We start from the raw sequence: 18,439 nt of genomic DNA, 5'->3' as shown, positions 1-18,439 counted from the left end.
TCACTCGGCCTTCGGTGCGTAGCGGTCGGAGTACGCCTCGGGCAGCACCTTGGTGCTGACCTGGAAGTCGACGTACGGCTCGTCGGCGGTGTCGTCGTTGAGCGTCGTCGTGGAGAACAGGACGTGGTCGTAGCCGGTCACCGTCTCGAGCCGGTCCATCCACGTCGCGACGTCCTCGTAGCTGAGGGCCTTCCCGATGGTCACGACGTCCGCGACGCTGTCGACGGGCGCGAGCGGGTCCCCGGTGGCCCCCGACGCTCCGGCTCCCTCGGCATTCGCGGTCGCGGTCACGTTCGTGAACCACACGCCCTCCGGCGTCACGGACGCCATCTGCGCGAGGTAGCGGTACCACTGGATGTCGGACGCCATGGCGGTCTCGAGCGCCGTCTCGGCACGGTCCTTGGTCGCGATGATGGCCGGGACCTCGGCGTACTGCGCGGCCTCCGACGTCAGCTCCGACGTCCGGGCCTGCTCGACGGCAAGTTCCTCGGCGGCGGCGTTCGCGTCGGCGGCCGCCCACGCGTAGGCCCCGCCGCACAGGGCGAGCGAGCCCACGACGGCGAGGGCGAGCCACCCCTTCGTCTTCTTGAAGCGGCGGTCGGCCAGCACCTCGGGGGGCAGCAGGTCGACGCGCGCGAGGGGGAACTCGGCGGTGAGGGGGACGACTGTCGTCGTCTCGGTCACCGCACCGGGCTGGGTGCTCATCGGGCTGCTCCCATCGCGAGGCCGACCGGGACGGCGGCGAGCGGGCGCACGAGCGCGAGCTGGTCGTCGTCGAGGCCGGTCTTGCCGATCGACATGTCCTTCATGGGGTCGCCGACCTCGACGGGTACACGCACCGCCTGGCCGAGCCGGTCGGTGAGCCCGCGCAGGAGCGAGCCGCCGCCGGAGACGACGACGCGCTCGACGGGGGCGCCCGGCGTCGTCGAGGAGTAGTAGTCGAGGGAGCCGCGGATCTCGTCGACGAGCGACTGCGCGGTCGCCTCGACGGCGCGGGAGGCGTTGGTGAACTCCGGGCCGGCCTGACGATCCATGCCGACCACGTGCTTGAGGCCCTCGGCCTCCGCGAGCGAGCTGCCGACGCGCTCGGCGAGGGCGTCGGTGATGTCCTGCCCGCCCATGAGGAGGATGCGGACGAAGGTCGGGACGCCGGCGGTGTGAACGACGATGTTCGTCACGCGGGCGCCGACGTCGATGAGTGCCTCCGTCGCACCGTCGCCGAAGGCGCCGGACCCGAGCGAACGGAGGACCGCGAAGCTCGTGAGGTCGACGCTCGTCGGCGTGAGGCCCGCGCGCTCCGCGCAGCGGACGTTCGCGAGGACGACGTCGCGGGAGGCGGCGACGAGCATGCCGCGGATCATGCGCCCGCGGTCGCCTCGTACCTCCTCGACGGGGTGGAAGTCGAGGACGGCCTGCTCGACCGGCATCGGGAGCAGGTCGGCCACCTGGAGGCCGAGGCTCTTGCGGAGCTCTGCCACCGGGAGCCACGGCAGCTCGACGTTGCGGACGACGACGCGCTGGTTGGCGACCCCGAGGACGACCTGCTTGCTGGAGAAGCGCGTCGCGCCCCACAGCTCCTTGATGGCCTCGGCGACGCTCACGGGCTCGACGACCTCGCCGTCGCGCACCGCGCCTGCCGGGACGGCCACCTGGCCGAACTTCTCGAGCCTCACCCCGTGCCGGCCGAACGTCAGCTCGGCGGCGCGCACGCCCGAGGTCCCGATGTCGAGACCGATGGCGGTTCGTGCTGCCACGGTGGATCTCCTTCGTGTGGTCCGGGTCTGCGGGGCGACCGGGGGTCACCCACAAGCAGGGATCGGGCACGAGGGGATCGGGCTTGACGCCGAAGGTGCTCGCGGTCCGCGCCGGGCCGTGCTGTCACCCGAGCGGACTAGCGGGTCCGACCGTGGAGGTCAGGACAACCCGACGAGACGCAGGTAGGCCGAGAAGAGCGGACCGCCGACGGTCACACCGATCCAGCAGCCCGCGAGCATGTACGGCCCGAACGGGATGAGCGACTTCCGCGTCGCCAGCCTGAGCCCGATGAAAAGCACGCTCACCATGGCCCCGAGCAGGAAGCCGGAGAACACGCCGACGAGCAGCGCGCCCCACCCGAACCAGCCGAGCACCAGGCCGAGCACCCCGGCGAGCTTGACGTCACCGAAGCCCATACCTGCCGGGTAGGCGATCGCGAGGGCGAAGTAGAAGACGAATCCGCTCGCGCCGCCGATGAGCGCGCGGACGAAGGGCCACCAGTCGCCCTCGGCGATGCTCGCGAGACCGAGGAGCACGACGAGCACGACGTAGCTCGGCAGCACGATGGCGTCCGGCAAGCGGCGGACGTCGAGGTCGATGAGCCCGAGCGCGACGGTGATGGCCGCGAGGTACAGCAGCGCGGGCAGCACGAGCGTCGATCGCTCCCCTGCCAGTGCGTCGAGGACGAACCACGTGACGAGGGCGAAGGCGACACCGGTCCCCAGCTCGACGAGCGGGTAGCGGGGGCTGATCGGTTCGCCGCAGTCACGGCAGCGTCCGCGCAGCAGCAGCCACCCCAGCACGGGGACGTTGTCGCGCGGCCGGATCCGGTTGCCGCAGCGTGGGCAGGCGCTCGGCGGGTGGACGACGGACCGCCCCGCCGGCACCCGGTGGACGACGACATTGAGGAAGGAACCGATGGCGAGTCCGACGAGCCCGAGCGCCCCGACGAGGAACCATGCGAGGGCCGTCACGTGACGTTCCTACCGCACCCGTGACGACGCCCCGTGCAGGCTGCGCCGATCAGAAGTTCTCGCGCTTGTAGAGGATGTCGATGTCGTACCCACGGACGACCGGGTTGGCGATGCCCCAGACCGGAAGCGGCTTGTAGTACATCGTGAACTGGTTGTCGATGACGGCGTTGCCGCCGGCGTAGACCTGCCCGAAGTGGTCGGCGTTGTTCGCCTTGCGGATGTTGCACGGGCTGTAGAGGAGCAGGTCGACCGTGGACTCGAGAGTGACGCGGTTGTCCAGCACGATGCCATCGGTCGTGCACGGGGATGCGACGGCGTTGTACGGCTGGATGAAGTAGAGGTTGCGAACGGTCGAGCTGGTCGAGCGGATCGTGATCGAGTTGGCGAGCGCCACACCACCGTCGGCGAACACGGCCAGGTTGTTGCCGAGCGCCAGCGTGTTGTTGTTTCGCTGGATGACCACCCGGCACGGGGTGCGCAGCAGGGTGGGGGATGTCAGCGACGCGGCGTTGTCCATGATCCAGCGCCCGGGGCCGTTGGCGTCGCCGCTGACCGTGCAGTCACGCGTCGCGGCGGTGTCGACGACGGTGGTGAATCCGCCGCCCGCCGGGGGGGCCGCCGCCCACGCCGCCTGAACAGTGGGGTTCCACGGGATCTGCGGGAAGGGGATGGCCGGCGGCATCCCCGGGTTCGCTCCCTCCACGCACTTGGCCGGGCAGTTGTCACCGCGCCACTGCGACCCCGTGATGGTCGTCCTCACCGACACCGTCCCGGCGACCGTCGCCCCGCGCGCGTCCATCGCGGCGCCGCCGTTGCCGACCCGGACGTCGCCCTTGACCGTGACCCCGGTGTTGTTCGCCGTGAAGCGTGTACCCGCCCACGCGTCGACATCGACCGTGCACGTGCTCGACATGGTGATGGAGCCCTGCGCGTAGATGGAGCCGTGGTAGTCCTGGTTGTTGTTGCACGCGAAATCGCCGTTGGTGTAGATGTCGGCGTCGGGGACACCGGTCCGGCCGAAGACCTCGCCGTTGTTGGCGAGCGCGATGCCGGCGTTGCCGAAGATCGCCTTGTCGAGGCCGTCGACGCGGGGCTTCAGCGCGATGAGCGTCTCGACCTTGCGGCTCGCGCCCGGAGCGGTGCCGAGCGCCTGCGACGTTGTCGTCGACGAGACGAGCGCCTCGGTGACGGCTGGCGCCGACCCCGAGCACACGAGAGACGTGACGTCCTCCGTCCCCGCCGGGCGGGTGCGGTCGTAGTAGCGGACGGTGGTCTGCGCGGTGAGCGTGTCGGGTCGCGATACCGTCGAACTCGCCGTCGACGTGCACGGGAGCGATGCCGGCGCGGCCGCCTGGACCCGGGCGAGCGTCATGTCGACCTGGCCCTCGGCGAACGCCACCGCCTCGGCCCTCTGGCGCTCACGGCCGGACGAGCGCGACTCCGCGAGGCTGATGGTGAGCAGCGTGATGCCGAGGACGGCGACGAGCGCTGCCACGGCCACGGCCGTGATGAGGGCGACGCCGTCGTCGCCGCTCAGGGCGGAGCGGCGTGACTGGACGAAGCGGGCCATCGGGACTCCTGGTCTCACGCGGGCGGGACCGGCGAGCACACGCCGGGGTCGTAGCCGTAGTTGGTGTTGCGACCGGACAGAGACGACGTGAGGACGGTCGGGGCCCGTCGCCGCTTGTCGGTCGCCTCGAGCCGTACGTCGAGCAGGCGCGCCTGGTAGGGGGTTCCCGCGCCCTGGAGGACGAACGGGTACCGGGGCGTGCCGTCGGAGCCGGGGGTGACGAGGCCACGGGCGACGACCTGCCACCCGGAGACAGCCCCCACAGGGGACGTCACCCAGTCCTGCTCCCAGCTGCGGGTCCGGAGGGTCGACGTCGCCGACCCGGCCGCGTCGGGGATCACCTGCCACTGCACGCACTTCTGCAGTCCATTGGCCTGCGTGAAGATCCGCATGCACGTCCCGGCGTTCTGGGCGGCGTTCCCCGTACACCCGGTCGTGGTCTCGGCGGCGGGGCTGTACAGCACGTTCCCGGACCGGGCCTGCCGGTCCATGTTCTGCAGGGCGATGCGCACCTCGGCCACGGAGCTCGCGGTCGCGTCCAGGTCGGACACCTTCCGCTGGACGAGAACCACGGCCGGGAACACCAGCCCGAGCACCACCGAGAACACGATCATCACGGTGATCATCTCGACCAATGTGAAGCCGTCGTCCCCGCGGAGCCGACGTGGACGAAGTCGCTCAGGCATCGGGAGCCCCTCGGTAGTAGGTGGTCGCGGTGCCGCTGCCGAGGTCGGCGATGACGACGAACCGCGACAGCTCGGTCGACACCCCGGCGACGGTCTGCGTCACGACGTACTCGACCTGTGCGGACAGAGCCGTCCCCGAGGTCGATCGGGACGTGCACGAGCCCGCGGCCGTCGTCTTGTCGCACGGCAGGACGTTCACCTGGGACTGGTCGAGGGCACCGATGCGCAGCAAGCCGTCGGCGACGACATCGATGCGGTCGCCGGCCCCGTTGCGGTAGCTGGCCGAGACGGGAGGCGGGTCGTAGGTCACCGCCCCTGTGACCGAGGCGAGATTGACCGACGTGAAGCCCGTACCGTTCCAGTAGCTGAGGGTCCCGGCGCGCGTGTAGGACGGCGCGCGCGCCCCGGCGCCCGACTCCGCGAGAACGGTCTCGGAGAATCCGGTCAGCTCCATCACGCTCCCGCCCGTTACGGGGAAACCCGCCGGGAACGTGTCCTCGGACCGGCTACGAGCGGGCAACCCTCCGAGGGTGATGGTCCCGAGGTTGCGACGTGCCGCGGCCGCAGAGCAGCCGTTACCCGCAGTGGCGGGACAGATGCCGTTGGTCGACGAGATGAGCCGGCCGCTCGCCGCCCGGGACGCAGTCGACCCGGGGCTGACCCGGGCGAGGGTCGCGGGCTGCGTCCCCCCGAGGATCGTGAGCGGGGTCGCGATGTCGTACCTGATGGTGCTGTCTCCGCCCGCGGACTGCACGCTGCTGACGGCGCACGGCTGGCTGGTTGTCACGGGCACGGCGTCGGACCACACGCAGCCGGTGGCGTTCCCGCTGACCTGGGCGGCGGCAGTGCCGCTGTCGCTCGTGCTCGGCCTCGCGACCAGCTGCCCCGCGAGCCCGCTGATGCTGAGCGTCGAGGAGGTCTGCGCCGGGGTGGTGCCGCTGCTCGAGGTGTTGGTCGGGCTCGAGGGGTCGGTGTCCGCGGACGCGGCCGCGGCAACTCCCCCCGTCGACTGGTCCCCGGACGTCGTCCGGCTCGATGCGCCGAACGTCCGACTGTCGGCCGACAGGGTGACGGTCTGCTCGATCGCTGTGCTCGCGGACAGGCCGGGCAGGTCGAGGGCGAGGAGCGAGCCGTTCGTACCGGGGATGAGCTGCTGCGAGTCCGAGGCATTAGTCACCGTGATCCGACCGCTGGTGATGCCGGCCGTCGCGGTGTACGCGGCCTGGCACGGCCCTGAGAACGGGCGGTTCGACAGGGAGAGGCACCCCTGCGAGGAGTACGTCGTCGACCGCTGCACGATGGAGCGGGACCCACGGTTGGCGACCGTCCACTCCACGACGCTCGTCAGCTGGTACGACGGCAGGGTCGTCGTACCCTCCGTCACGTACACGGACACGGTGTAGGTCTGACCGTCCTGAATGACCGTGCGACGGTGGGGGTACAGCGGGGCCTGGGCCTGCGTCGTGCTCGTGACGATCCTCTCGTCGAGCCCGTTGATCCTCAGGCGTCCAGTCGAGATGTAGGGGTCACCGGAGAGGTCGTCGGCACGGAGGCCGGCCCGCACCGTGTTGTAAGGAAGTGCCCGCAGGCGCTCGAGCTGCTGTGTGGCGATGGCCGAGGCCGACTGGCGCTGCTTGGCGCCGACGGTCGAGGTGAGCGTCGCGACGTAGAGCGTGAGCAGGGCGGTCACGACGATGGCGATCACGACCATCGACACCATGAGCTCGACGAGCGTGAAGCCGCCGTCACGTGTCAGGCGGACGCGTTGCGCCCGGGCGAGCAGGTCTCGCACTGTCGGTCCCTTCGTCGGTCGCGGCCGGTGGGCCACGGCTGTTCCGACGTGGTCATCGACTCGCCGGGGTCAGGTCTGGATGCTGCAGTCGGGTGAGACGGACACAGGGCCCGCGCCGGTTGGCGCGGGCCCTGCAGGTACCAGTGGCCGCGGTCGCGGCTTTCGGTCAGTAGGCGGCGGGGCAGGCGGTCGTGCCGGCCGCCTGGAGGCCGCCGCGGCTGCTGACGTAGACCCAGCCGGCCTGCGAGCCGGGCTGCGCACCCGTCGCACGGGTCACGGTGACGCAGAACGCGGCACCGGTGCCGTTGACGGCGACGTTCGCCACGTTGCCGGTCGAGAGCTGGACGTTGGTGGTACGGGCCGGCGTACCACCGTCGGTGAGGGTGAGGGGGTTGGCGGCCGTGCCGACAGCGACGTAGCGCTGCGCGTCGACGAAGATCGTTTCCAGCTCGTTGGCGACGGTGCGAGCGTCGGCCTTCATGGAGGAGTCGACCGCGCGCTGACGCTGGTTGAGGAAGACCGGGATGGCGATCGCGGCGAGGATGCCGATGATGATCATCACGACGAGGAGCTCGATCAGGGTGAAGCCCTGGTCCTTCTCCTCCATCGACTTGCGGATGCGAGCGAGCATTCTGCTCTGTCCCTTCCGGGTAGGACTGCGGGTGGTCGAGCGACACACGCCGCTCTGTGGATGACGTCACAGTTGTCGACATCGTGACCAGGACCTGTACGCGCCCTCGCGACGCTCACCCTGAAGGCCTAGCGCCAGCCCAGAACGACTCAGGGCCCCTGCCGCACATCGGCAGGGGCCCTGTCGCCGCGGGTCAGTAGGCGGCGGGGCAGGCGGTCGTGCCGGCGGCCTGCAGGCCACCCGCACTGCTGACGTAGACCCAGCCGGCCTGCGAGCCGGGCTGCGCACCCGTCGCACGGGTCACGGTGACGCAGAACGCGGCACCGGTGCCGTTGACGGCGACGTTCGCCACGTTGCCGGTCGAGAGCTGGACGTTGGTGGTACGGGCCGGCGTACCACCGTCGGTGAGGGTGAGGGGGTTGGCGGCCGTGCCGACAGCGACGTAGCGCTGCGCGTCGACGAAGATCGTTTCCAGCTCGTTGGCGACGGTGCGAGCGTCGGCCTTCATGGAGGAGTCGACCGCGCGCTGACGCTGGTTGAGGAAGACCGGGATGGCGATCGCGGCGAGGATGCCGATGATGATCATCACGACGAGGAGCTCGATCAGGGTGAAGCCCTGGTCCTTCTCCTCCATCGACTTGCGGATGCGAGCGAGCATTCTGCTCTGTCCCTTCGGATGCTGGCGATGTGCGGACCGGGCTCGGGCGAGCCGGTCGGGCTGACCGGTCCATCCCGCACTGGCGCGGGTTGGTCGGCCGGACACCTAAGAGTTCGGTGAGAACTGGGCGTCCCTTGATGCCCTCCGACCAGGGCCGCCCGAACGGCCCACTGGGACGGCGACGCCCGCCCGGTCGTCGAACCGGACGGGCGTCGTGGGCAGGAGGACGTTCCTACTCGATGAGGTCGAAGACCGAGAAGATCGGCATGTACAGCGCCACGATCATTGCCCCGATGATCGACCCGAGAACAGCGATCATCAGCGGCTCGATGAGGCTGGTGAGCGCCTCCGTCGTCGCCTCGACCTCCTGGTCGTAGAACTCGCTGATCTTGTGGAGCATCTGGTCCATGGCCCCGGTGTCCTCGCCGACGGCGAGCATCTGGACGACCATCGGGGGGAACACGGGGTGGTTCGCGAGGGGTCCCGCGAGACTCTCGCCCTGGCGCACACTGACCTGGACCTCGCGCACCGCCTTCGTGAGCACGATGTTGCCCGTCGTGTCGGCGACGATGTCGAGTGCCTGCAGGATCGGGACACCCGAGCTGATCATCGTTCCGAGGTTGCGGCTGAAGCGCGAGATCGCGATCTTCTGCGCGAGCCCACCGAAGATCGGGATCTTGAGGATGAGGGGGTCCACGACGAGGCGGACCCGCTCCTGGTGCTTGATGCGCTGCCACACAACTGTCCCGACGACGATGGCGACGGCGCCCACCGGTGCGACGATCTTCATCGCCGCCGCGAGGAACACGAGCACCTTCGTCGGTGCGGGCAGCTCTCCCCCGAGTCCGTCGAACATCGTGACGAAGACCGGGACGATGAAGAGGAGCATCCCGACCACGGCGAGGATGGCGATGACGAACACCACGACCGGGTAGGTCATCGCGGACTTGACCTTGTTGCGGAGCTTGACCTCGGCCTCGTAGTTCTCCGCGATCTGGAGCAGCACGGCGTCGAGGAAGCCACCAACCTCTCCGGCCCGGCACATGTTGACCATGAGCGGCGGGAAGACCTTGACATGCTTGGCGAGAGCCGTGGAGAGCGACTGCCCGGTCTCGACGTCGGCGCGGACCTCCGAGAGCGTCTTGGCCAGCGTCTTGTTCTCCGTCTGCTCCGCGAGGATGGTGAGCGCCCGCAACAGCGACAGACCCGAGTTGATCATCGTGGCGAACTGTCGGTTCATCACGGCCAGGTCCTTGAGCTTCACGCTGTTGCCGAACGGCAGCGTGATCTCGCGGTTCATGCCGCCGCCGGCCTCCCGCACGCTGACCGGCGCGTAGCCCATCTGCTTGAGCTTGCTGACGAGCACCGCCTCGTTGGCCGCCTCGAGCTTGCCCGAGGTCAGCTTGCCGGCCCGGTCGCGGACCGAGTACTCGTACGTCTTCGTCGCTGCAGCCATCGCCGCTCTCCTCGTCCCGAACCCGGTCTCAGGCGCGCCCGGTCAGGCGCTGGTAGTCCTCGACGTGGTGGCACTTCTCGAGGCCGTGCTCCCACGTGATCTGCCCGGTCCGCACGAGCTCGGCCAGGTGCTGGTCGAGGGTGTGCATGCCGTGCTGGGCCCCGGCCTGCATGGCCGAGTAGATCTGGTGCGTCTTGCCCTCGCGAATGAGGTTGCGGATGGCGGGCGTCGCCACCATGACCTCGGTCGCGACGACGCGGCCGCGCCCGTCCGCCTTCTTGCACAGCGTCTGGCAGACGACGCCCTGGATGGCGCCGGCGAGCTGGGTGCGCACCTGCTGCTGCTGGTGCGGCGGGAACACGTCGATGACGCGGTCGATGGTCTGCGCGGCGTCCTGGGTGTGGAGGGTGCCGAAGACGAGGTGGCCGGTCTCGGCCGCGGTGAGGGCGACGTGGATGGTCTCGAGGTCGCGCATCTCGCCGACGAGGATGATGTCGGGGTCCTGGCGCAGCACGTGCTTGAGCGCGTTGGCGAAGGACTTCGTGTCCTCCCCCACCTCGCGCTGGTTGACGATGCAGCCCTTGTGGGAGTGGAGGAACTCGATCGGGTCCTCGACCGTCATGATGTGGTCCTTGCGCGTCCGGTTCGCCTGGTCGACGACCGCGGCGAGCGTCGTCGACTTGCCGGAGCCGGTGGGACCGGTGACCAGGACCATGCCGCGGGGCAGGCCCGCGAAGTTGTTGACGACCGGCGGCACGCCCAGCTGCTCGAGCGGCTTGATCTCGTAGGGGATCACGCGGAACGCGGCGCCGAGCGCCTCGCGCTGCCGGTAGATGTTGACGCGGAAGCGGGCGTGGCCGGGCACGGCGTACGCGAGGTCGAGCTCGAGGTTCTCCTCGAACTTCTCCCGCTGCTTCTGCGTGAGCACGGCGTACAGCACGCGCTGGGTGTCGAGCGGGGTGAGCTTCGGGAAGTCGTCGAGCTGGACGAGCTCGCCGGACACGCGCATCGCCGGCGAGGCGCCCGTCGTGAGGTGGAGGTCGGAGCCGCCGCGCTCGAGGAGCTCGATGAGGACCTCGTTGAGCTCGAACTCGCGGTGGGTCGTCTCCGGCGCCTCGGACTCCTCGACGCCGTCGGGGCTGTCCGGACCGCCGAAGCGGGAGGCGACCTCGTCGAAGCCGCCGTCGATGTCGACCCCGCCACCCGTCTCCTCGGAGTAGTCCGAGTAGTCGGAGTACTGCGAGTAGTCGTAGTCGGTGTAGCCCTGCGGCGCGGCCGGGGCGGGCGTGCTCGGCATGACGGTCGGCGTCCACGCCGCCGTCGCCGCGGGGGGCACCGCCGGCGGCTGGAGCCCGCCGACGTCCTGGTAGCCCGCGGACGGCGCCGGCGTGCCCGGCACGCGGGGGGCGCTCGCGCCGTCGAAGGCGAAGCTGCTCGGCTGGTAGCCCTGGTCGCTCACTGCACACCCCTGCGGAGGCTGGTCGGCACGGTCTCGGTACGGAAGGCGGCGGCAGCGCACGGCTGGCGCCACCCGTACGTGTCGGCCGGGCGGGGGACGGTCTTGAGGCGCGGGCTCACGCGACCACCCGGAGGATTTCGTCGATGGTCGTGACCCCCGCACGGACCTTCGCCATGCCGTCCTCGCGCAGCGTCCGCATGCCCTGCTCCCGGGCGACGGCCCCGATGTCGGTCGCGGAGGCCCGCGCGACGGTGAGCCGCTCGATCTCCTCGCTCACGAGCATGACCTCGTGCAGCGCGAGACGGCCCTTGTAGCCGGTCTTCGCGCACGCGGGGCAGCCGACGGGCCGGCGCAGCGTCGGCGTCGGCTCGTCCGGGTCGAGCCCGAACCGGACGGCCTCGAGGTCCGCCCGCTCCGGAACGTACTCCTCCGCGCACTTGCCGCAGAGGCGGCGCGCGAGGCGCTGGGCGAGGACGGCGTCGAGCGCGGAGCCGACGAGGAACGGCTCGACGTCCATCTCCGTCAGGCGCGTGACGGCGCTCGGTGCGTCGTTGGTGTGGAGGGTCGACAGGACGAGGTGACCGGTGAGCGCCGCCTCGATCGAGATCTGCGCGGTCTCGTGGTCGCGGATCTCGCCGAGGAGCACGACGTCGGGGTCCGAGCGGAGGATCGAGCGGAGCGCGGCGGCGAACGTGAGCCCCGCCTTGGGGTTGACCTGGACCTGGTTGATGCCGGGCAGGCGGTACTCGACCGGGTCCTCGACCGTGATGACGTTGATCTCCGGCTTGGAGACGACGTTGAGCGTCGCGTACAGCGTCGTCGACTTGCCCGACCCCGTCGGCCCGGTGACGAGGATCATCCCGTACGGCTTGACGTAGGAGGTCCTGAAGCGCTCGGCGTTGGAGTCGCTGAAGCCGAGGTCGGTGAGCGCCATCCGCGTGTTGGAGTTGTCGAGGATGCGCATGACGACCTTCTCGCCCCACACCGTCGGCAGGGTCGCGACGCGCAGGTCGATCTTGCGGCCGTTCGCGTTGATCGACAGGCGGCCGTCCTGCGGCTTCCGCCGCTCGGCGATGTCGATGTCGCTCATGATCTTGAGGCGGGACACGACGCCGCTCGCGATCTGCTTCGGCGAGCGCATGACCTCGTGGAGGACGCCGTCGATGCGGCAGCGGATCCGCAGGGCGTCCTCCCCCGGCTCCACGTGGATGTCGCTCGCCCGGTCCTGGATCGCCTGCGTGATGAGCATGTTGACGTACTTGACGATCGGGGCGTCCTCGACGACCTGCCGGACGTGGGCGAGCTCGTCGTCGACGTCCTCCCCGTCGATGGCGTTCGTGATGTCGTCCATGTCGGCGTCGGCCCGGCAGTAACGGTCGATCGCCGCGAGGAGGTCGTCGCGGGTCGCGACGACCGCGCGGGGCTCGCGCCCGGTGATCTGCCGGACGTCGTCGAGAGCGAAGACGTTGCCGGGGTCGGCCATCGCGAGCACGAGCCGACCGCCGTCGTCGTACCCGATGGGCAGGACGGTGTGCCGGCGGCAGATCGCGGGGCTGAGCGCCGCGACGGCCGTGGCGTCGACGGGCGCCTCGGACAGGTCGACGAAGTCGAGGCCGATCTGGCTCGCGAGCGCGGCGACGAGCTGGGCCTCGGTGATGTGGCCCATGTCGACGAGGATCCGGCCGAGCGGCTTGCCGACGCGCTCGTGCTCCAGCCAGGCCTCGTCGAGCTGGACGGCGTCGACGAGCTTCTCCTCGAGGAGGATGTCGGTGAGCTGCTTCATCGGCGTGCCGCCCCCCGGGCGCAGCAGCGAGACGTCATGCCCGGGGATCGGCCGTCCGGCGGAGCCGCTTGACCTCAGCGGGTGAGGTGCGCGAGCCGCTGCCCGAGCGCCACCCGCATGGGTGCATCCTCGGGTCGCCGGCCCGTCATGAGGGCGACCTGCTCGACCGCCTGGTGCAGGAGCATGAGCGCGCCGGAGGCGACCGCCCCGCCGGCGCCGGCCCACGCCCGCGCGAGCGCGGTCGGCCACGGGTCGTAGACGACGTCGAGGAGGACGCCGGTCACCGAGCGGGGCACGACGGCGGCGACCGCGTCGGCGGCCCCGGCGGGCGCGGTCGACACGACGACGTCAGCGGCGGCGAGCGCCGGGGCCGTCCCTGCGTCGGGCCACGGCTGCAGCTCGACGGCGCTGCCGCAGCGGGCGGCGGTGTCGAGGACGGGGCGGGCGCGAGCGGGGTCGCGGACGTGAACGACGGGCGCCGCGCAGCCGAGCCGGTGGAGCGCGAGGACCGCGGACGCGGCGGTCGCGCCGCCGCCGAGGACGTGCGCGACGGCGGGTGACCAGCCGGGCGGGCCGGTCTCGGTGAGGGCGGCGACGAGGCCGGCGACGTCGGTGTTCGCACCGTGCCGGGCCCGGCGGCCGGACGGTCCGGCGGCGCCCCAGACGAGGGTGTTGCACGCGCCGGTCGCCTCGACGGTCGCGTCGACCGAGTCGAGCAGCGGGAGCACGGCCTGCTTGAGCGGCATCGTGAGCGACAGGCCCGCCCAGTTGGGGTCGGCGTCGCGTGCGGCGACGACGTCCGCCAGCGTCGCCTCGTCGACCTCGATCGCCTCGTACGTCCAGTCGGCGAGCCCGAGGGAGGCGTACGCGGCACGGTGGAGCGCGGGCGACAGGGAGTGCGCGACCGGACGGCCGCACACCGCCGCCCTCACGGGTCCGTCCCCGCTACAGCCCTCACGGGCACACGAGCTCGCCGTCGACCGTGTTCTCCCGCTGGAACTCGTTGAGCTGCCGGACGTTCGCGTTGTGCTCCGACAGCGTCTCGGCGAACGCCGTCTCGCCCGTGCAGAGGTCGACGGTGACGAAGTACACCCACGGCCCCGGGGTCGGGTTGAGGGCCGCCTCGATGGCCTGCCGGCCGGGGTTCTTGATCGGCGCGGGCGGCAGCCCCTGCACCCGGTACGTGTTGTACGGGCTGTCGGAGGCGCGCTGCTCGTCGGTCGTGCGGATGTCGAAGGTCTGGGTGGCGTAGTTGACGGTCGAGTCGAGCTGGAGCGGGATGCCCTGCGCGATCCGGTTCTCCACGACCTGCGCGACGCGGCCGAAGTCCTCGTCGATGCGCGCCTCGCCCTGGATGAGGCTGGCCTCGGTGAGGACGCGCAGCTGTTCCTCGGGCGGCACGCCGACGTCGGCGAGCACCTCCTGGCCGCGGTCGACCATCTGCTGGAGGATCTCCTGCGCGGTGGCGTCGGGGGGGAAGCGGTACCCGTCGGGGTAGAGGAACCCCTCGGCGGGATGGACGAGCGCGACGTCCGCCGGCGGCGCGGCGGCGGGCAGCTCGACGGCGTCGAGCGCGGCCTCGAAGTCCTCCCGTGGCAGGCCGGTCTCCTCCGCGAGCCGGTCGAGGATCTGCTGGACGCGGAGGCCCTCGGCGAGCACGACGGTGTCCTCGACGCGGTTCGCGGGGTCGAGGAGCGCGTCGACCGCCTCGGCGGCGGGGATGCGCTGCGGCAGCGTGTAGGTGCCGGGCTGGACGCTCGTGAAGTCCGGGGAGACGTTGGCGGCGCCGACGAACGCCTCGACGCTCGCGACGACGTCGGCCTCGACGAGGGTCTCGCCGATGGCGCGGCCGTTGTCGCCGGGGTTGACGACGACCTCGACCTCGCCCTGCCCGGGGCCCTCGTAGTCCGGGGCGCTCGCGAAGAGCTCGAAGTCGCGGGCCTCGCCGAGCAGGCCGCTCACGGTCTGCCACGCGAACCAGCCGGCGCCGACGACGACCGCCACGACGCCGGTGAGCAGGAGCAGCCGGAGGGCGGCGCGGCCGCGACGGGGAGGTGCGGCGGGGGCGAACGCGTCGGTGTCGACGTAGCCGGCGCTCACCGGGTCGCCGAAACCGTCGTCGTACCCCGGTTCGTAGGGTCCGCGCTCGAGGTACTCCGGCGCCGCCTCGTACACCGGCGGCGGCACGTCCTCCGGTGCGGGCTCGACGGGCGGGACCGGCTCGGTCGCGTACGGCTCGTCCGGGAGGTACTCCGGCTCGGGCGGCGGAAGAGCGTCCCACCGCTCGCGGGCCTCCTCGGCGCGCGCCTCGTGCTGGGCGGCGAGGTCGGCCTCGAGGTCGTACGGCCGGCCCTCGTCGGGCCGGCCCGCGGCCGCGGCCTCCGCCCGTCGTGCCTCCGCCTCGAGGCGCGCGGCGCGGCGCGGGCTGGTGCGCCTCAGCTCCTCGAGGTCGCCCTGCCCCCCGGGGCCGGGGTCGGTCATCGCTCGCTCCTGTCGACGGGCCCGTCCGTGAGGGGGTCGGGCTCTGCACGTCGGTCGGCCGCAGGGGGGTCACCTGCCGCCGCCTCGGCGTCGAGGACGTGCTGCAGGAGGATGGCGGCCGCCGTCCTGTCGACCACCGTACGGTGCGTGCGGCCCTTCCGCCCCGCCTCGTGCAGGGCCCGGTGCGCGGACGTCGTGGTGAACCGCTCGTCGACGAGCCGGACGGGGACGGGCGCGAGGGCGTCGGCGAGGCGCCTCGCGAACGCCCGCGCCTGCTCGGCGGCGGGCCCCTCACGACCGGACAGCCCGACGGGAAGCCCGACGACGACGTCCGCGGCCTCCCGCTCGGCGACGAGCGCGGCGATGGCCCGCAGGTCGGAGCCGTCCTTCGCCCGCTGGACGGTGCCGAGCGGCAGGGCGATGGTGCGGCGGGGGTCGCTGACGGCCACCCCGATCCGCACGGACCCTGGGTCGACCGCCAGGCAGGCGGCCACCGTCAGGCCCCGCCCGTCCCGGCGCCCGCGGCGTCCGCGACCTGCGCGCGCACCGCCGCGAGCGCGTCCGGGACCTTCGCCGGGTCGCTCCCGCCGCCCTGGGCGAGGTCGGGCTTGCCGCCGCCCCCGCCGCCCAGGACGCCGGCGGCGGTCCGGACGAGGTCGCCGGCGGCGATGCCGGTCTCCCGGGCGGTCGCGTTCGTCGCGACGACGACGACGGGGCGGCCCTTCGCGACGGCGCTGAGCGCGACGACGGCGGGGGCGCTGTCACCGAGACGCTGCCGGACGTCGAGGACGAGCCCGCGGACGTCGTCGGCGCCGACCTCCCCGAGCTCGCCGGTGACGAGCCGGACCGCGCCGACGAGCTCCGCGGCCTGCGCGAGCTGCGGCGCGGCGGCGAGCACCCGCTCGGCCTGGAGCCGCTGGAGCTCCTTCTCCGCCTCCCGCAGGCGCGTGACGATGCCCTCGACGCGGTCCGGCAGCTCGTCGGGACGGACCTTGAGGGCGTCGCTCACGCTCGCGAGGAGCACGTGCTCGCGGGCGAGGTGGGCGTAGGCGTCGACCCCGACGAGCGCCTCGACGCGGCGCACCCCGGCGCCGATGGAGGACTCGCCGAGCAGGGTGACGACGCCGAGCTGGCCGGAGCGGTCGACGTGGGTGCCGCCGCACAGCTCGCGCGCCCACTCCCCCACCGACACGACCCGGACGCGGTCGCCGTACTTCTCGCCGAACAGCGCCATGGCGCCGACGGCGCGGGCCTCGTCCTGGCTCATGACCTCGGCGGTCACCTCGAGGTCGTCGGCGAGCAGGGTGTTGACCCGCTGCTCGACGTCGCGCAGGACGCTCCCGGGGACCGGGCCCGAGGCGGAGAAGTCGAAGCGGAAGCGGCCGGGCGCGTTCTCCGAACCCGCCTGCGTCGCGGTCTCCCCCAGCGCCTCCCGGATCGCCTTGTGGACCATGTGGGTGGCGGTGTGGGCGCGGCTGATGGCGCGCCGGCGCTCGACGTCGACCTCGGCGCGGACGGTGTCGCCGAGGAGCACCTCCCCGGCGGTGACGGTGCCGCGGTGGACGACGAGCCCGGTGAGCGGCGTCTGGACGTCGACGACGTCGACGAGCGCACCGGACGTGGTCCGGACGGTCCCGCCGTCCGGCAGCTGCCCGCCGCCCTCGGCGTAGAAGGGCGTGCGGTCGAGGACGAGCTCGACGTCCTGGCCCTCGGCGGCGGCCGGCACGGCGACGCCGTCGACGAGGAGGCCGACGACCCGGCCCTCGTCGGCGGTGGTCGTGTAGCCGGTGAAGTCGACGGCCGCGCCGAGGGTGTCCGACACCTCCCGGTACACGGCGGTGTCGACGCCGCCGGTCTTCTTCGCGCGCGCGTCGGCGCGGGCACGGTCCCGCTGCTCGGCCATGAGCCGGCGGAAGCCCTCGGTGTCGACCTCGAGGCCCTGCTCCGCGGCCATCTCGAGGGTGAGGTCGACGGGGAAGCCGTACGTGTCGTGGAGCTGGAACGCCTGCTCGCCGGACAGCGTGCGCCGGCCCGCGGCGCGGGCTGTGTCGGCGGCCGCGGTGAAGATGGACGTGCCGGCGGTGAGGGTGCGCCGAAACGCCTCCTCCTCGGCGTACGCGACGGCCGAGATGCGGCCGAGGTCCTCCGCCAGCTCGGGGTAGGAGCGGCTCATCCGCTCCACCGACACCGGCAGGAGCTCGGGCAGGACGGGCGTCTGCACCCCGAGCAGGCGCATGGCGCGGACGGCGCGGCGCACGAGCCGGCGCAGCACGTAGCCGGCCCCCTCGTTGCCGGGCCGGACGCCGTCGCCGATGAGCATGAGCGCGCTGCGGACGTGGTCGGCGACCACGCGGAGGCGGACGTCGGACTCCTCGTCGTCGCCGTAGGAGACGCCCGCCAGCTGCGCGGCGCGGTCGAGGACGGGCCGGACCTCGTCGATCTCGTAGAGGTTGTCGACGCCCTGGAGCAGCAGCGCGACGCGCTCCAGGCCCATGCCGGTGTCGATGTTCTTCGCCGGCAGCTCCCCGACGATCCGGAACTCCTCCTTGGAGCGGACGTCGGCGAGCTCGTACTGCATGAAGACGAGGTTCCACACCTCGAGGTAGCGGTCCTCGTCGGCGACCGGGCCGCCCTCCCGGCCGTACGCGGGACCCCGGTCGACGTAGATCTCCGAGCACGGCCCGCCGGGACCGGGCTGGCCGGTGTGCCAGTAGTTGTCCTTGCGGCCGCGGCGCTGGATGCGCTCGACGGGCAGACCGGCGACGTCCTGCCACAGCTGGAACGCCTCGTCGTCCTCCTCGTGGACGGTCGCCCACAGGGTGTCGGGGTCGAAGCCGTAGCCGCCGGCGTCCTGCGGGGTGGTGAGCAGCTCCCACGCGAAGGCGATGGCGCCTTCCTTGAAGTAGTCGCCGAAGGAGAAGTTGCCGTTCATCTGGAAGAACGTCCCGTGCCGGGTCGTGCGGCCGACCTCCTCGATGTCGAGGGTCCGGACGCACTTCTGCACGCTCGTGGCGCGCGCGTACGGCGGGGCCTCCCTGCCGGTGAGGTACGGGATGAACGGGACCATGCCGGCGACGGTGAACAGCAGCGACGGGTCCGGGGAGATGAGCGAGGCGCTCGGGACGACGGTGTGGCCGCGGTCGGCGAAGAACTGCAGCCAGCGGCGGCGGATCTCGGCGGTCTCCATGATCGGC

15 protein-coding genes are annotated in these 18,439 nt (G+C 71.9%); all 15 read right to left on the bottom strand.

Annotated features, from left to right (window positions below; all coding sequences use genetic code 11):
- Entirely contained in the window at positions 1 to 705 is a 705-nt protein-coding gene (locus WAB14_RS17520) for a PilN domain-containing protein (protein ID WP_340271630.1), read from the bottom strand.
- Complete coding sequence (gene pilM / locus WAB14_RS17515) at positions 702 to 1,754, bottom strand: type IV pilus assembly protein PilM (RefSeq protein WP_340271629.1); 1,053 nt, start codon at positions 1,752 to 1,754, stop codon at positions 702 to 704. The genes WAB14_RS17520 and pilM overlap by 4 nt, the downstream gene beginning before the upstream one ends.
- Before the next feature lie 159 nt (positions 1,755 to 1,913).
- A complete protein-coding gene (locus WAB14_RS17510; RefSeq protein ID WP_340271628.1) occupies positions 1,914 to 2,729 on the bottom strand; it encodes a prepilin peptidase in 816 nt (271 codons plus the stop codon).
- Positions 2,730 to 2,778: 49 nt separating this feature from the next.
- Positions 2,779 to 4,299: a hypothetical protein gene (locus tag WAB14_RS17505; RefSeq protein WP_340271627.1), complete on the bottom strand. Its 1,521-nt coding sequence runs from the start codon at positions 4,297 to 4,299 to the stop codon at positions 2,779 to 2,781.
- A gap of 14 nt (positions 4,300 to 4,313) precedes the next feature.
- A complete protein-coding gene (locus tag WAB14_RS17500) occupies positions 4,314 to 4,985 on the bottom strand; it encodes a type II secretion system protein (protein ID WP_340271626.1) in 672 nt (223 codons plus the stop codon).
- Complete coding sequence (locus WAB14_RS17495; RefSeq protein WP_340271625.1) at positions 4,978 to 6,777, bottom strand: type IV pilus modification PilV family protein; 1,800 nt, start codon at positions 6,775 to 6,777, stop codon at positions 4,978 to 4,980. The genes WAB14_RS17500 and WAB14_RS17495 overlap by 8 nt, the downstream gene beginning before the upstream one ends.
- A gap of 166 nt (positions 6,778 to 6,943) precedes the next feature.
- Positions 6,944 to 7,408 (bottom strand): prepilin-type N-terminal cleavage/methylation domain-containing protein, encoded by a 465-nt coding sequence (locus tag WAB14_RS17490; protein ID WP_340271624.1) that lies wholly within the window; start codon positions 7,406 to 7,408, stop codon positions 6,944 to 6,946.
- Between the two features lie 193 nt (positions 7,409 to 7,601).
- Positions 7,602 to 8,066 (bottom strand): prepilin-type N-terminal cleavage/methylation domain-containing protein, encoded by a 465-nt coding sequence (locus tag WAB14_RS17485; protein ID WP_340271623.1) that lies wholly within the window; start codon positions 8,064 to 8,066, stop codon positions 7,602 to 7,604.
- Between the two features lie 232 nt (positions 8,067 to 8,298).
- Positions 8,299 to 9,522: a type II secretion system F family protein gene (locus WAB14_RS17480; protein WP_340271622.1), complete on the bottom strand. Its 1,224-nt coding sequence runs from the start codon at positions 9,520 to 9,522 to the stop codon at positions 8,299 to 8,301.
- A gap of 28 nt (positions 9,523 to 9,550) precedes the next feature.
- Complete coding sequence (locus WAB14_RS17475) at positions 9,551 to 10,981, bottom strand: type IV pilus twitching motility protein PilT (protein ID WP_340271621.1); 1,431 nt, start codon at positions 10,979 to 10,981, stop codon at positions 9,551 to 9,553.
- A 115-nt stretch (positions 10,982 to 11,096) separates the two neighbouring features.
- Complete coding sequence (locus WAB14_RS17470) at positions 11,097 to 12,764, bottom strand: GspE/PulE family protein (protein WP_340271620.1); 1,668 nt, start codon at positions 12,762 to 12,764, stop codon at positions 11,097 to 11,099.
- A gap of 74 nt (positions 12,765 to 12,838) precedes the next feature.
- A complete protein-coding gene (locus WAB14_RS17465; protein ID WP_340271619.1) occupies positions 12,839 to 13,696 on the bottom strand; it encodes a shikimate dehydrogenase in 858 nt (285 codons plus the stop codon).
- Between the two features lie 22 nt (positions 13,697 to 13,718).
- The gene (gene mltG / locus WAB14_RS17460) at positions 13,719 to 15,245 is read right to left on the bottom strand and encodes an endolytic transglycosylase MltG (protein ID WP_340271618.1); all 1,527 of its coding nucleotides are present in this window, start codon (positions 15,243 to 15,245) and stop codon (positions 13,719 to 13,721) included.
- Entirely contained in the window at positions 15,242 to 15,739 is a 498-nt protein-coding gene (ruvX, locus tag WAB14_RS17455) for a Holliday junction resolvase RuvX (protein WP_340271617.1), read from the bottom strand. Before ruvX ends, mltG begins: the two co-directional genes overlap by 4 nt.
- Before the next feature lie 2 nt (positions 15,740 to 15,741).
- A complete protein-coding gene (gene alaS / locus WAB14_RS17450) occupies positions 15,742 to 18,432 on the bottom strand; it encodes an alanine--tRNA ligase (protein ID WP_340271616.1) in 2,691 nt (896 codons plus the stop codon).
- Positions 18,433 to 18,439: the final 7 nt, after the last annotated feature.

This window comes from Aquipuribacter nitratireducens, from assembly GCF_037860835.1.
GTDB lineage: Bacteria > Actinomycetota > Actinomycetes > Actinomycetales > JBBAYJ01 > Aquipuribacter > Aquipuribacter nitratireducens.
Note: the sequence above shows the minus strand (reverse complement) of the source record. Positions and strands in the feature narration are given on the sequence as shown.